14 protein-coding genes and 1 tRNA gene are annotated in these 12941 nt (G+C 59.3%); 4 read left to right on the top strand and 11 right to left on the bottom strand.

Annotation, left to right across the window (positions count from 1 at the left end; genetic code table 11):
* Position 1: 1 nt before the first annotated feature.
* From BM045_RS09955 to tam, 7 genes are all read right to left on the bottom strand, one after another.
* On the bottom strand, positions 2 to 661 hold the full coding sequence (locus BM045_RS09955) for an arylsulfatase (RefSeq protein ID WP_092182694.1): 660 nt from the start codon (positions 659 to 661) through the stop codon (positions 2 to 4).
* Between the two features lie 72 nt (positions 662 to 733).
* Positions 734 to 1807 (bottom strand): ABC transporter ATP-binding protein, encoded by a 1074-nt coding sequence (locus tag BM045_RS09960; RefSeq protein WP_092182696.1) that lies wholly within the window; start codon positions 1805 to 1807, stop codon positions 734 to 736.
* Positions 1800 to 3560, bottom strand: coding sequence for an ABC transporter permease (locus BM045_RS09965; RefSeq protein WP_092182698.1), 1761 nt, complete (start codon positions 3558 to 3560; stop codon positions 1800 to 1802). Before BM045_RS09965 ends, BM045_RS09960 begins: the two co-directional genes overlap by 8 nt.
* 66 nt (positions 3561 to 3626) lie before the next feature.
* Positions 3627 to 4712, bottom strand: coding sequence for an ABC transporter substrate-binding protein (locus tag BM045_RS09970; RefSeq protein ID WP_092182700.1), 1086 nt, complete (start codon positions 4710 to 4712; stop codon positions 3627 to 3629).
* Positions 4713 to 4845: 133 nt separating this feature from the next.
* Positions 4846 to 5940 (bottom strand): isocitrate/isopropylmalate dehydrogenase family protein, encoded by a 1095-nt coding sequence (locus BM045_RS09975; RefSeq protein WP_092182702.1) that lies wholly within the window; start codon positions 5938 to 5940, stop codon positions 4846 to 4848.
* 86 nt (positions 5941 to 6026) lie between these two features.
* Entirely contained in the window at positions 6027 to 6944 is a 918-nt protein-coding gene (locus BM045_RS09980; protein ID WP_092182704.1) for a GntR family transcriptional regulator, read from the bottom strand.
* A 90-nt stretch (positions 6945 to 7034) separates the two neighbouring features.
* Positions 7035 to 7832, bottom strand: coding sequence for a trans-aconitate 2-methyltransferase (gene tam, locus BM045_RS09985; RefSeq protein ID WP_092182706.1), 798 nt, complete (start codon positions 7830 to 7832; stop codon positions 7035 to 7037).
* Between the two features lie 69 nt (positions 7833 to 7901).
* Here tam and BM045_RS09990 point away from each other — a divergent pair, with 69 nt between their 5' ends.
* Positions 7902 to 8450 (top strand): hypothetical protein, encoded by a 549-nt coding sequence (locus BM045_RS09990; protein ID WP_092182708.1) that lies wholly within the window; start codon positions 7902 to 7904, stop codon positions 8448 to 8450.
* 375 nt (positions 8451 to 8825) lie between these two features.
* Positions 8826 to 9119: an MBL fold metallo-hydrolase gene (locus BM045_RS10000; RefSeq protein ID WP_170848458.1), complete on the top strand. Its 294-nt coding sequence runs from the start codon at positions 8826 to 8828 to the stop codon at positions 9117 to 9119.
* Between the two features lie 144 nt (positions 9120 to 9263).
* Here BM045_RS10000 and BM045_RS10005 read toward each other — a convergent pair whose 3' ends face one another.
* The gene (locus tag BM045_RS10005) at positions 9264 to 9632 is read right to left on the bottom strand and encodes a VOC family protein (protein WP_092182714.1); all 369 of its coding nucleotides are present in this window, start codon (positions 9630 to 9632) and stop codon (positions 9264 to 9266) included.
* A gap of 54 nt (positions 9633 to 9686) precedes the next feature.
* On the opposite strand from BM045_RS10005, the gene BM045_RS10010 reads away from it, so the two are divergent.
* Positions 9687 to 10139 (top strand): MarR family winged helix-turn-helix transcriptional regulator, encoded by a 453-nt coding sequence (locus BM045_RS10010; protein WP_092182716.1) that lies wholly within the window; start codon positions 9687 to 9689, stop codon positions 10137 to 10139.
* Between the two features lie 335 nt (positions 10140 to 10474).
* Positions 10475 to 10921, top strand: a complete 447-nt coding sequence (locus BM045_RS19310) for a MarR family winged helix-turn-helix transcriptional regulator (protein WP_092183213.1) — start codon at positions 10475 to 10477, stop codon at positions 10919 to 10921.
* Between the two features lie 4 nt (positions 10922 to 10925).
* Here BM045_RS19310 and BM045_RS10020 read toward each other — a convergent pair whose 3' ends face one another.
* The 3 genes from BM045_RS10020 to BM045_RS10030 all read right to left on the bottom strand — a co-directional run bounded on the left by BM045_RS10020 (position 10926) and on the right by BM045_RS10030 (position 12863).
* Positions 10926 to 11339, bottom strand: coding sequence for an ester cyclase (locus BM045_RS10020; RefSeq protein WP_170848459.1), 414 nt, complete (start codon positions 11337 to 11339; stop codon positions 10926 to 10928).
* Between the two features lie 517 nt (positions 11340 to 11856).
* On the bottom strand, positions 11857 to 12192 hold the full coding sequence (locus BM045_RS10025; RefSeq protein WP_092182720.1) for a hypothetical protein: 336 nt from the start codon (positions 12190 to 12192) through the stop codon (positions 11857 to 11859).
* A 594-nt stretch (positions 12193 to 12786) separates the two neighbouring features.
* Positions 12787 to 12863: transfer RNA gene (locus BM045_RS10030), tRNA-Met, on the bottom strand.
* Between the last annotated feature and the right edge of the window lie 78 nt (positions 12864 to 12941).

Genomic DNA, 12941 nt, shown 5'->3' on the forward strand with positions numbered 1-12941 from the left:
CTTACGCCAAAATCGCTTTGAGTTTCTTCACTGCAGCTTCAGGGCTGGAGTGCACTGGAACGGGTGTGACAGCCCGCACGGCCTCGATGGCCCGCGCTGTCGAGAAGTGGGCGAGCACGACCGATGCGTATCCCTTCAACTGCGCCGCGGCCTCTGCCACGAGCCGGTTGTGGGTCTGAGCATCGCCGGCCCTGATGGCCTCGATGGCGCCGGGCACGAACACGCTGTCGATCTCGGCACCCGAGCCGAGCCGGGCTGCCTCTTCCCGGAATTCCTCTTCCATGCCCTCGCGGGCTGGCGGGAAAGTATAGATCATGGCAGTGCGACCGCCCGCTCGAATGGCGTCGCCGAACATCGCCTCATTGGGCTTGAGAACGGGGACGTCTAACTCCTTGGCCGCTTGCTCGATGGCCGATCCGAAGGAGGAGCAGGTGAAGAGAATTCCTTGGCTGCCGATGCTGCGCGCGTAGTGGGCGAGCTCTCGGATACGACGTGTGAGATCCGTGCTGACCATGCCTGCAGATGCGCGGTCAGGGGAGAGACTGTCGTCGAGGATGTTGATGGCCTCGCAGGCCGGCCAATCGCGATCCAACGCTTCGCGGATGGGGTCCACGGCGATCGTAGTCGCATGGATGAGAGCTATACGTACCTTGGGGCTCATGGGTCACTTTTGTGCAAAATAAGGGATCGGCGACGCGGGGGAGGACATCCGCGCCGCCGAGTGCGGCAGAGTCTACGCGCCGTTCGGGAACACCCAAACGCTCTCGGCAGGAATGCGTGCGTAGACCTTGCCGGGTTCCATCTTGCGGGTGCCATGGGCCCTGGCAGCGAAGTCACCGCGGCGTAGGCGGTACTCCCACTTGTCGCCGAGATAAATACTGTCATCGAGTTCCATCTCGATGGCATCGGGTGCGGGTTGATCGGACACCGCGATCTGCTCCACGCGGATGACGGCACGAGCATCTGAACCAGCGCTGACCGGCCCGCCTCCGCGAACGGTGCCGCCTAGCGTCCAGCCATTGCCGCCGAAAACGGCAATACCGCCATCGACCCGCTCGATCTTTCCGTTGACGATGTTGTTGGCGCCAAGGAAATCGGCCGAGTAGAAGCTGTTCGGGTTTGTGTAGATCTCGTGCGGAGCGCCTTCCTGAACGATGCGACCGTCCTGCAGCAGGAGGATGTTGTCCGCAGCAGCGAGAGCCTCGCCTTGATCGTGGGTCACGAGGATTGCGCAGATTTCGAGGTCTAAAATCAGCTTGCGGATCCAATACCGAGCTTCTTCGCGCAGCTTGGCATCGAGATTGGATAGCGGTTCGTCAAGGAGCAGCACTCGTGGTTCGTAAACCAGTGCACGGCAGATGGCGACGCGCTGCTGTTGGCCGCCCGACAACTGTGACGGGAATCGGTCAGCCAAGTGCCCCAAACCCATGCGGTCAAGGATGGCTTGAACCCGCTTGGCGGTCTCGTCGCCGTTGACGCCGCGAAGCTTGAGGCCGTAGCCCACGTTGTCGCGTACAGTACGGTGCGGCCACAGAGCGTAGGACTGGAACACCAGACCGATATTGCGCTGCTCGGGCGGCAGAGCCAGCTTGGCCTCGCCATTGAGCACGGTCTTGCCGCCAATGACAATCTTGCCGATTTCGGGCTGTTCGAGGCCCGCGATGCAACGCAACAAAGTGGTCTTGCCGCTGCCCGATGCCCCGAGAAGGGCAACGATGGAGCCTCGTGTGGCGGTGAAGGAAGCGCCTTTGAGGATTTGGAGGCCGCCCAGCCACTTCTGGACGTTTTCGACGATGAGTTCAGTCATGGATGCGTGCTCCGAGGCGGAGGGCCAGCGCGAGACCGGCGCCGGTCATGATGATGGAAATCAAGGCGAGTGCAGCGATGGTGCTCATGGCGCCGGTCTGCAGCAGCGAGACCATCAGCGAACCGATGACTTCGGTGCCAGCACCCATGAGGTAGACGCCCGTTGCGTATTCACGAAGGAAGATGATCATGATGAGCGCCCAGGCACCCGCCAGACCAGGTCGGACGATCGGGATGACGACGTCGCGCCAAGTGCGGCCGATGGTTGCACCGGTGGTGCGGGCCGACTCTTCGAGTTCCGGAGCAACCTGGATCAGCGTGCCCTGGAGGAGGCGCAGGCCATATGAGAGACCGACCACAACATAGGCTACGAAGAGGCTGATCAGTGTTGGCCGAAGCGGCGTGAGCAGCGGGATGAAGAGGAAGACCCAGAAAAAGGCCAGGCCAACGATCAGACCGGGCAGAGCGCGCGGCAACAGGACGATGTAGTCTAGCACGGTATTGGAGATGCCGTTGTTCCTGTGGCCAGCAAGGCCGATCAGCAAATAGATGCCGACCGCCAATGCGCCGCCGACGACGGAAAGGATCATGGTGTTGATCATGCCGCGAACGAGGCTTGGCACTTCGAGCAGACCGTCGAAGTTGGCGAATGTCAGCTGGGAGAAGAGATTGACCCCCTCACCCCATGCATTGACGAAGGCGCGGACCGTGATGCCGCCAACGGGCAAGCCGACCGAGACGAAGAGCCAAAGAGCGATGACCGAAAGTGCGGTGATCTGACCACCACGTCCGAGCTTCAGGGTCGAGACGCGGGCGCCCTTGCCGCCGAGCGCGGCATATCGACGACTATTGCGCAGCAGGCGGCGCTGCATCCAGACCAGCGGGATGGTGATCAGAACCAGCACCATGGCGACCACGGCCATCAGCTGATAAGTCGGCGTACCGAACAGGGTCGTGAGCTTGTAGATATAGGTGGTCAGCACCATGATGCCATTCGGATCGCCAAGGACGAGCGGAATGCCGAAGGTCTCGAAGCCCAGCAGGATATTCAGTGACGCAGCGAAGATCAGCGAAGGCAGAACCATTGGCAGCGTCACGTCGCGCGAGACCTGCCAGATGTTGGCACCACTCGTGCGGGCAGCCTCCTCGAGGTCGGACGGCAGGTTCTTCATCGCCGCGGACACATAGAGATAGACGTGGGGCACATGGCTGAGACCGGCGATCACGATCATGCCCGGCAGGTTGTAAATGTTCCAGGGAACGAAACCGATGATGTCGCGGACGAAGAGCGACAGGAACCCGGTCGGGCCGATTGAGACGGTATAGCCGAAAGCCAGCACGATCGACGAAATGAACATCGGCACGAGGACGAGGACTTCGAGCGTACGCTTGAAGCGGATGTCGGTTCGAGTGATGAGGAAGGCGAGGATGCCGCCAAGCGGAACGGCGACGGCAACCATGCCGAAGGCGAACATCGCGGTCGTGCCGAGCGCCTTGTAGAAGCTGGGGTCGTTCAGGACATAGGCGTATGCGTCGAGGCTGAGCTTCGCGCGAGCACTGAAGAAGGGTGCGTTCAGGAAGCTCTGGTAGACGATCAGACCGACAGGGGCGAGAACGGCAATGGCCAGAAGCCCGATGACTATGACGCGGAACAGACCGGCGTTGGCGACCTTTGGGGTCTTCGGCGCGGGAACGAACGCGTGGGAAGGTGGCGCCACTGCGACGCGCGCAGCTGCCTGGTTATCTGGGGACATGACTTTGCCTCTCGCAATGACGGGTCCGGCTGCGACGCCCAAGGACGAACGCCGCAGCCTAGGTGACTACAGGCCGATTGCGGCTTTCCACTCGTTGAAGAAGCCGACGCGCTTTGTCGGGTCCATGTATTCCAGCAGGCCTTCGTCCACGAAGATCGGGCGGAGACCGCCACCGACGCGCTCATTGAGCGAGTTGATGTTTAGGCCCGTGGTGGTGTCTTCACGTACGGACGGCAGGCCGCCACTTGCGAGAGCTTCCTGGCCTTCCTTGGACAGCATGAAGTCCACAAACAGCTTGGCAGCATTGGGGTGCGGGGCGCCCTTTGTGATCAAAGCAAGCCGGGAGAAAGCCGGCGTGTAGTCGGTGGCGAATGCGACGCCGAGGTTCGGGCTCTCCTCGACCCACTGCAGGCCATAAGAGCCGATGATGTTGACGGCGATGACGTTCTCGCCGGAAACGACCGTCTCCTTCATCGAACCGGAGCTCGAATAGGTCTTCACATGGTTTGCGCCCATGGCTCGAGCGAGGTCCCACCAATCGGTGGTCTGTCGCGCGTCGTTGGTATGATGCAAGAAGCCGGTGCCGCTCTTCTCAGGATCGAAAGTCGCGACCTTGCCGTCCAGCTCAGCCTGATTGTCGTTAAAGAAGGCGATCAGCTCGGCGCGGGTCTTGGGGATACGATCTTCGCTGAGCGCATTGGTGTTGTAGATGAGACCGATGGGTTCGACGGTCGTCGCCCACAACTGGTTGTCGTAAAGCGCCCAGCTCGGAATGCTCTCCCATTCCGGGGTCTGGTACTTGTCCGAGTACCCGTCCATGATCAGCGTCATCTGCAGGTCCATGGCCGAGCTCCAGACGACGTCGGCGGTAACCTGACCAGCCGCAGCCTCGGAAATGACCTGGTTGTAGGCGCCGTTGGTGCCCAGATCGTTATAAGCGACCTGGATGCCGTACTTGGCCGTGAAGGCGTCGAGCATCGCCTGCGAGTTGGCGCTGTCGGTCGAGGTATAAACGTTGACGGTTCCTTCGGCTTTGGCGGCCTCGATGAGTGCTGCATAGTCGGCGGGATAGTATGGCGGCAGCTCCTGGGCCACCGAGGTGGTCGCAGCCATAGCGAGCACGAGCAGGCTCGATGCGTAAGCTAGTTTCATTTCCTTCTCCCTTATTCCTCTATCGGTCTTCGACCGGGTCGCGGACCGGGGACGCCCTTGTCGTCCTCGGGCCACCTTGCGTTCATTTTTTGGCTTTTACAAGTCCAAAAACCAATCAATCACGAAAATAGGACTATGCGGATGCGACCTTCGCGGTCTGCTCGGCCCCCACTGCGGCGGCAACGAGGCTGCCGAATGCGTCGGTGTTGACGTTGCCGCCAAGATCGCGGGTGCGCTGCGTGGAGTTCGCCAGGACCGTGTCGACAGCCTGTTCGATCGCGGCGCCGGCAGCCTCGAAATTCGGCAGCTTGCGCTGTTCGCCGAGCCAGCTCAGCATCATCGCGACGGACAGAATCAGCGAAGTCGGATTGGCGATGTTCTTGCCCTGGATGTCTGGCGCCGAGCCGTGCTGGGCCTGCGCGCAGACCAAGTTGGCTTCCTTGTTCGCATTGATCGAGCCGGCCAGGCCAAGGCTACCAGACAGTTCACTTGCCAGGTCCGAGAGGATGTCGGCGTAGAAGTTGGTCGTCACGATCACGTCGAACCGCGACGGATCGCGCACTAGGTGAGCGGCCATGGCGTCGATGATGTAGTCGTTGAGCTTAACCTCGGGGAATTCCTCGGCAACCTTGCGAACCTGCTGCATGAACAGGCCATCGGTGAGGATAAAATTGTTGGCCTTGTGAACTGCAGTCACACGCTTGTCGCGCTTCATCGCAAGAACGAAGGCAGCGCGAGCGATGCGCTCGCAAGCGCCCGCAGTGATCTTGCGGACCGACAGCGCGACGTCCGGGGTCGGCATGAATTCTCCGGTACCGGCGAACATGTTCCGATCGGGATAGAAGCCTTCGGTGGCCTCGCGCATGATCACGAGATCCATCTTCTTGGACCCGTTGCCCAGGAAGTCGCGCGAACGTGCCGGGCGTACATTTGCATACAGGTCGAGCTTGACGCGGAAGCCGGCGGATACGTTGACGCCGCCCTGATCGCGGGGGGGATAGTCCATGTGGGACTGCGGCCCAAGGATGATCCCGTCGTACGTCTTCGCGCGCTCTATAACTTCCGGGCGCAGCGTAGTGCCGTACTTCTCGAGACTGACGAAGCCCGTGTCCTCATAGTCGTAGGTCAGGCCGAGATCGAAACGGCTATTGGCCGCCTCCAGCACTTCCATCGTGGCGGCGGTGATCTCTGGTCCGATGCCGTCGCAAGGCGTGACCATAATGCGCATTGATAACTCTCCCATAAATCCGGCCGCCAGCGACCGGTCTCTTGATGGTGAGAGTTATTGGCTTTTTGCACGCTTAAATGCAAGTGTTAATTTTCGGCTTGGTTGGTTTGGGCCCAGGACCATGCAATCGGCGACTTGCGGCTGAGGGCGCCACCGAGGTGCCGCCGCATGGCATAAGATGCTTCCACCACTTCACCTTTCTCTAGCAGTGAGATGATCTCGATGTGATCCTTGCACTGCTCCACCAGGCGAGCGCGATCGACGCGTGACCTGTATTCGAGCAGGCGCCGCATGCGGTTCACCCGCACCAGGGAAATGTGGAAGAATGGATTGTTCGACATTCTGATCAGCTCTTCGTGGAAGAGCGACCCATTGTGGAGGAGCCGCTCCGCGGGAAGCCTTTCGATATCCGACTCGAGCATGCGCATTTGAATACTGCGCTGTTCCTTGAGCACCTGCTTGTCGAGCGCGAAGCCAGGCTCCAGCATTGCGGCTGGCTCGATGAGCATGCGAAATCGATAGATCTGCTCGAAGGCTTCGGCAGTCTTGGCCACCGGCAGGAACCGCCAACCATAGCCTTGCTTGCGCTCTGCCCATCCCTCTCGTGTCGCCCGCATGAGGATGTCGTTGAGCTGCGCCTTGGTCAGGTCATAGCGCTCTCGCAACATGCCTTCTGTGACGTCCGCAGGAATGCGATCCGTGAGCCAATCCTCCGCTATCCGCTGGTAGTCGTTGATCGTGGAAAACGGAGTGGCTTCGTCATCCAGCGGTTCCGACAAAGTCGGAGGCTCCTTGTCGCTGACGAAAAAGCCACGATTTGGCTTCTGCTCCAGCACGCCCTGCTCCGCTAGCAGCTGCATGGCCTCACGCACTGGCGATCTGGACACCCCGAACTTGTCCGCCAAATTCTGGGTGCTGAGATGCGCTTGCTTCTCCAGTTGCCCGGATGAGATCAACTGGGAGATTTCGTTGGCGATGTTAAGAGCAAGGGGGCTGGCCGGCATGTGTTCAATCGTTTCCGCTGAGATGCCTCACCATAACGATCAGAACTGCATCTGTCTCCAAGATTGCACGAGTTGCCACGAAAAAACCAATCAACGGGTGGCTACGATGAAAATGCGGGGAAACGCGAGAAGCACAGATCCGTCTTGGGCAGTCGGGTAGTTCGACTTTATTTGCTCCTCATATGCACCAAGAAAGTCAGTGTGCTGCGCAGTCGGAAGCGCATCCAGATACGGGCGCAGGCCCGAGCCCTCGAACCATTCCACCACGGCCCGAGGGCTCGCCAACGGATGATGATACGTCGTTCTCCAGACGTCGACGCGCTGGCACGACGGCTTGAGCATGCGGTAGTAGTCACCCGCAGTCATGATCTCGGTGCGGCTGCCTGACGCCGCGCCCATCAGCTCACGCCAGCGTGCGTCGCTGGCAATCTCTCTCATTGACGAATGACTCGGCTCATCCAGATTGTCTGGCATCTGAATCGCCAACGAGCCTCCAGGTGCAAGCATCCCAACAAGTCGAGGAAAGAGCGCTCCATGGTCGGGCAGCCACTGCAAGACAGCGTTGGCAAAGATGAGGTCTTGGGGGACCGCAGCGACCCAGGTCTCAACATCGGCATTTTCGAACTGCAAGGCTGGCAGGCGCTGATGCGCCTTCTCAAGCATCTTGGCAGAGTTGTCCACGCCAACAACACTTGCGGTTGGGTATCTCTCAAGCACGAGCTCCGTCGAATTCCCGGGGCCGCAACCGAGGTCGCTCGCATGATCGACCATGGTAGTCGGGACAGCTGCAATTAGATCGCGAGCTGGCCGTGTGCGCTCGTCCTCGAATTTGAGATACTGGGTGGGGGACCAGGTTGGTGATGTCAAAGCATAGCCTCCGAAAGCCATCTAATCATTGCATTTATCGACTGCAAAATCCATACAGGAGAGCAGACGCAGCCACAGCGGGAGGTTTGAATGCGAGGTCGTCTCTTCGCATACATCGGAACCAGCAAGTCATCACGAAAGGACATAGCGCACACCGTTGCTCGCGACCTGGGCCTCCAGAAGATCGTCAAGTACTCCTCCCGTCGGCCGAGGGTAGGAGAGGTCGAAGGCCTAGACCAGCACTTCGTATCGCCGGGCGAACTCGAACGGCTCCACCAGGCCGGAATTCTGACAGACATCATGATGAACGATCGAGGCGAGAGCTTCGGTGTGTCGCGACTCGAAGTTGAAGCTGCCATAGCGGACGAACGCTCAGCCTATATCACGATCCCAGATCCCACGCCCGGTTTGGTTGCGCTGTTCGGTGACCGCGTCGTCAGGATCTTCACCTACACCGACCGAGACGCCTATCGGCATAAATTGGCTTCTGCTGGCGCCACCGCGGCCGAACTCGAACAAAGATTGGCTATCTACGATCGGAAGTTCACCTTCGCCAAAGACTGCGAACACGTCGTCCGCAATGACCTGACGCTGGATACAATCCTTCAGGTGCGGAACATTGTAGCTGCGTACCTATAGAGTGCACGGCCGGCGTGCATCTTTTGGCGGCAGCAGCTCAGACAAAGTTGTTTAGCGCATCGAGGAGGTGAGACATGATGCCGTTAAGGAGCGCCTCTGCGTTGGTCTTGGTCGCGGGCGCCATGGGCACAGCAAGCTTCGCCGCGGAGGTCTATCCTGAAAGCTTCGCCCTTCTGGAGCACTACGCCTTTCCCGTGGTCGCCGAGAATATCGCCGACCCGATGGGCACCGAACCTGAAACGGTCGAGATCTACAAGCGCGCCGCTCATGCACTTTCCGAGAAGTGGGGCATCATGTTCGTCTACGACGACCGATGCGCACCCCGCAGCTCGGAGTCCTCTGCCCGAAGAAGGTGCCGCCCCAGCGCCGACCAAGGTGTTCAACAACGTCTATTACTTGGGGCTCGACGACATCGCCTCCTGGGCGTTCGTGGAGAAAAGCGGCGAGGAAATCTACATTCTCGACGCACTCAACAATGCCGAAGAGGCTGAGCAGTACATTGCCGGAGGGCTGACCGAGCTCGGTTTCGACCCGGCCAACATCAAGGAGGTGTTCATAGGCCACGGCCATGGCGACCACTATGGCGGCGCGGTATCTGCAGGAGACCTATGGCGCAGACATCTATATAAGAACGAACGACTGGGGCTTCCACGATGCGGCTTACCGTGACACGCTTCAGTAGCTCTGAGACAGGTAAGCGCCCAAGCTTGGCAGGTCGCGTCGGTTACGAACAGGCGGATCCTATTGCTATTCGATAAATTTGGATATCCTTACTAACCACAGTGCGGTCGAGCTTGCCGCCAGCTGTGGCACCTAGTTTTGGGCGGTGTGGAAGGTGATGGCGTAGCCGTCAGGATCGCTTGCCACGAAGAACCGGCCGAACGGGCCATCATTTATGGCGGCCAACACTTTCCCACCACGTTCAATAATGCGGTCGTGGAAGGCGTCAGCATCGTTGCAGGCGACCCATAAGACCATGCCGGTTCCTAGGGGGGCGGTTTCGGGAAGCGGGCGCAGCGGCTCGCGCAGGGCCAGGGGGATCGGCTTTGTGGCGAAGATGACAGCACCTGGAGGGTTTCTCTCCTGAGCCATGAAGCCAAAAACTTCACAGTAGAATTTGGTGGACGCATCGAGGTTGCGAACCTGCAGCGCAATGAAGGATGGGCCGATTGGCATTGTCATGATGGGCGTTCCAAGATATCATCAGGTTCCTTACATAGATATCAGGCTCCTGATATGTCAACACGCAAGATGGCTCTTTCGAGTGAGGGAGGTTGGATCGGATATGGTTTAAAGATCGTCCAGCATCGTTTGCGCCAGCGGCTGGAGGCGGAGCTGTCGGAAGCTGGCGTCTCGGCAGCACAGAACGCGGTACTGCTCGCAATTCGCGACAATCCTCGCATCTCCAACGCTGCCTTAGCACGCGCAGCGTTTGTGACACCTCAGTCTATGCAAGGCATGCTGGTCACCCTTGAGCGCGACGGATTTATAGTGCGGACGCCGCATCCCGGGCATGGACGCATCATCATGACGGAATTGACCGAGAAGGGTCTGACGGCAGCGCATGCCGGCATGATCGCTGCAGAGACAGTTGAGCGACAGATGCTTGCCGGACTGACGACGGAGGAAGCAGAATTACTGGGTGAGCTATTGCAGAGGTGCGCTAAAGCGCTCGAACCTGGAAATTGACGACTGAAGGACAATGTCCGATGTCAGGCTGCCGGGCGTTAGCATTGATGTCCGCAACGGGGTCGCGCCTTATCGGCGATATTAAACTCCAGCATACCGGCGGTGTCCGCGCGGATGACGGTCTAGCGCTTCCGGGGTGGTTTTCCGACAGGCAGCTTTGCGGTGCCGTCTCGGGTCGACGGACTGTGACCATGACGTATCCGCTGCCAAGGCGCCTGCCACGGCATAGGCACCTTGGGCCGCCGGTAGGGCTTGTTGCGTGCCCATCATATTGGCCTATGGTCAACCTGGCTTTGGCAAGGGCCACGGTCCAGACAACACAAGGCTTGGCGCCGATGGCCAGCAACAAAGACAATTCTCCCGAGGCCCTAGAGACGGTTCAGCTTGCCGAGGACCTGCGTCGTGTAACCGGCAAATTCGTTCGGGCGATCCGGTCGCAAGCGCAATCGCCTACGACGGCACAATCGGAAACACTCGGACTTCTAGGTCGGAATGGGCTCATGACGGTCGCTGACCTCGCCGAGCGTCGCGATGTCAGGCACCAGAGCATGCGGGTGACAATTGCCCAGTTGGAAGCCGCACAGTTGGTTGCCAAAACACCAAACCCCGCTGATGGCCGCAGCGCGCTTTTGGCCATCACCGATAAAGGTCGGCAGGCGCTGGTGCGATCACGGGAAGCCAGAGCATTGCAGATCGCCGGCCTGATTGAGGACCGGTTGTCTGCAACGGAGCGGGCCACCCTCCGGGCCGCCATTGCCGTTCTTGACCGCCTGGCGGGCTGAGGGGCTATGGTTTGCGCAGTTCGGTCAGCACCTGGGACATGGTGTTTAGTCCCCAATGCTCAGCGTATCGACCGTCGAGGATGCGGACGATATCGATAATGTCGATTGCGACCGGTCTGCCGGTAGCCGGAATGCCCAGCAGGGTGCCAGAATGTACCCCGGTGATCGTCTTGCGCGTCGTGACCCGTTCTCCCTCGGCGATCTGCTCATGAATAATGACGGTCAGGTTCGACAGCGCCGGTCGCAGAATGTTCTGAAACGTGTTCCACATGCTTTCTGGTCCGTTCGGCGCGCCCTGCGGGGCAGCATGATTGATGAAGCCAGGCGCCATCAAAGCGTCGAACGCGTCGACACTACCCTGCTCGATGACTTCGGAATTGAAGCGGCGAACGACCGCCTTATTGTCGTCTACGGACACGACAGTCCTCCAGATATATACAGCTAAACTGTATATATCTGGAGGACTTGGCGACGAACTTCTCGGCCGACCGGTGACGCAATCCGCTAATCGGAAGAAGTGCATCACTGGTTGGGCGAACAGGCACCCAATGGCGCGCAGCTGTCTGCAAAATGCTTGCGAAGCTTTCCCAAAGCCACGAAAAGGTATTGCTTGCCTGAACGTTCGCGTACAGCTCCCGGCACTCGGCATATCGGAGTAGACCGCACTTGCCGCAAAAGCAATTTTGGGCTGGTCGGAGATCGCTTCATCACCACGCGGCCGAGGTCGTGGAGCCGCGCCAAGGCAACAGTGTAATGCGCACCAAGCACCGCGTGTTAACTTTCGATTAACACGCAGTGATTTCGCACCCGGTCAGAGAGTTGCCAGAAACCGAAGTTAAGGAGAGTTAGCTTCCGAAACAGTGCCGGAAACCGAGGGATTATTTTTAGCTTCCTTGTCACGGACGCTGCCAGCCCAGGGCCCGCCAGAAATCCGTTTATCCGGTCTGCGGGTCTATATCCTGCTGGTCTGCCGGCAATGTCGCCCGCGCCGCGTGATAGGCGTGCAGGCCCATGAGCAGCCGGCTCACATCGCTCGTCGTCATGGCCGTGTGGAAACCGGTTCGGTCTTGCCACCAACGTTGGCGCCACGTTGACAGCCAGTCGAGATAGATGCCCTCGGCAGAAGGGTCGCACTCGCAGGTGTGCCGGAATACCCGACGTTCGGTTTCCATTGCCCGATCGGGATCGAGGCCCTCGCTGCGCGCCTTGTCGTAAACGACTTGGAGCTGAACGGCGGTAACTTGATCGATGCAGTGTGATGTCGGAGCCATGCCGGCAGCCTCCCGGACGGAGACCGATTCGTCCGGGGGACTTCGACGGATTTCCCCGGAAGAAATGGGGTGAACATTCTTATGCCAGATACGCCCTGACTGGCATAAAAATGTTCACTTGGCTGCCTATGTACCAATTCCGCAAGATCGGTACATAGATGGCCATCCGTGCACCAGTCTCAGGAATGTGGTGTACTGGTGGCCACCGGCGCCGAGTAGAGCTCGCCCCGCCAAAGCTGGATCTTCCTCACGCCAGCTGGCCGCCTGACTGTCAACATGCCGACGTCGCTGTCCCAGGTATAGCGTTCGTTCACGTGCCAGAGGTCGCTCTTGCCGCATTTCGGGCAGCGGCCATCAAGCAAATCCTCGTGGAAAGTGTTGCCGGAGAGCTGGAGCAGGTCCGCGCTCAGAAATATGCGCGTGCGCCGTCAGAAGTTGCACTTGCACACGATAACAGGAAACCGCGAAATCCGGTTAACCAGACTACATGAATCGGTCCGTTTGTCCCAGACTTGTCCCAGATGCCGATTTTGTGGGGGTCTATCGTTGACGTTCCTGACACGATACATGTCAAAAACATCAACGATTTCAAGATGGTAGCGAAGCCCAGATTTGAACTGGGGACACACGGATTATGATTCCGCTGCTCTAACCAACTGAGCTACTCCGCTTCAAGAAGTGCGCGGGTTGCCCCGCCGAAGCACTTACTAGTTTTAGCACACCGCCCTGTCAAGACGCTAGCGCGCTGG

The organism is Devosia sp. YR412 (assembly GCF_900110945.1).
Lineage (GTDB): Bacteria > Pseudomonadota > Alphaproteobacteria > Rhizobiales > Devosiaceae > Devosia.